3 protein-coding genes are annotated in these 1454 nt (G+C 55.9%); all 3 read right to left on the minus strand.

What is annotated here, in order from left to right; translation table 11 throughout:
• Positions 1-726 (minus strand): DUF1173 family protein (locus ACFWW2_RS17630; protein ID WP_393930138.1); only part of this gene is annotated, 726 nt, incomplete at its 3' end.
• Between the two features lies 1 nt (position 727).
• Positions 728-1126: a hypothetical protein gene (locus ACFWW2_RS17635; protein WP_393930141.1), complete on the minus strand. Its 399-nt coding sequence runs from the start codon at positions 1124-1126 to the stop codon at positions 728-730.
• The coding region (locus ACFWW2_RS17640; RefSeq protein ID WP_393930143.1) for a hypothetical protein at positions 1123-1454 on the minus strand (332 nt) is incomplete at its 5' end. The genes ACFWW2_RS17640 and ACFWW2_RS17635, both read right to left, overlap by 4 nt.

A 1454-nucleotide genomic window follows, 5' to 3' on the forward strand; every position in this document is an offset into this window, starting at 1 on the left:
ATGCTTGAATGTGAATTTTGAGCCGTAAATGGAGGGTTGATGAGATTTGTACTCGGCAATGAGAATGCCGACAGAGGTGCCACCGGTACTCATGCGCGCGATCTGATCGAACTTGCGGGTACGTTCCTCGGTCAGTTGTGCGGCACGGGGCACGCTAAAAGGTTCTGGAATAAAGACGACATCACCAAGACTCAAACCCTTGGCGATTTTGCTGTCCAACCCCCGGCGCAGAGCAGAACACACGACACCCCACCATCTTTTGCCCTCCATCGCAGGAACCCATTTCACCAGATCGGCCTCGTGCCACAGATAATGCAGCAAAGCTGTCAGGCTCATTTTCCTGGGGTTGCTGATGGCTTCGGTTGCAGCTGCCCCTGGCGTTGGGGGTGGTGCCGCCTGACTACGCCGTTTGGTGAGGGGAAAGCCCAGCTTGAGAAGTGTTGTCCCCTCATCTGCGGATTCAATAATGGCAGTCCCGTTGAGCTCGGACAGGCCCGAAAGATGCTCTGGAGCTTCGAAGGCATCGCAGTCAGCGGCGTGCAGCGGACCCGTCCCTGGCATACGCTTCACGTAGAAACGTGCCCCTATCTTTGCAATGTACATCTCCTGAGGCGGTCGCGTGCAGCGGCATTCAACACGTGTGCGCGTTTTGTGGGCTTCTTCAAGTGCGGCCTGCGCATCTTGCGCGGACAGATCCAACGCGCGACCATTCAAGTAAAGCAACATGCTAAGTCTCCCACATGATAAATGGTCGCCACCAGCCCTGGATTTGTGAAGGGTACACTGTGCCAATGAGATCACTGTCGATGGCAAAAGCCCCCCTGCCCGCGACTTCGAGCGATCCATTCGCGAGACGTTTGCGAATGCGTTTGAGAAGTGCGGTGTTCTCGGGAGCTGCCGGGTGACAAACCTGGTCGAAGAACAAGAAATCGGCGTGGTCTTGCCGCAGACAAAATGATACGTAAGTTGCTTTTTCGCTCGAGGTGCGAATGTAAAGCCCCAGTGGTGCCGAGCTGGTCCAATTAATCGTAAATCTGGTTTGCGCGGGCAGGGTCTTGATCGCCAGGACGGCAATGAAGGCCACGAAGAGAAGAAGAACCCAGATCGGTGGTTTGCGTCTCTTCAATTGACCGCTCCTTCTGACAGGCGAAGGATGTTGTGTCCGCTATCCGCATGGAAAACGCGCACGCCAAGCAGGCGCCCCATGTCAGCGCTGATCTTGCGGCGCAGTACCGCAATGGGCAGCGGTTCAGTCCAATAGTCATTGGCGATAATGATAACATTGGCCGGGCGGGCAGCTGCTACCCGCAACCAACTGGCAAGGCTGAATCCTTCAATGCAGGCGAGCCATTGGGTATGGGGGCGAATGTCGGAGCGATGAACGACAGCAGGTGCAAAAGGCCAAAGGTTCCCGGTCATTCCAGGTATACCCACTTGCGCGGCATAAGCGAGTG

The organism is Yoonia sp. R2-816, assembly GCF_046762905.1.
Taxonomy (GTDB): domain Bacteria; phylum Pseudomonadota; class Alphaproteobacteria; order Rhodobacterales; family Rhodobacteraceae; genus Yoonia.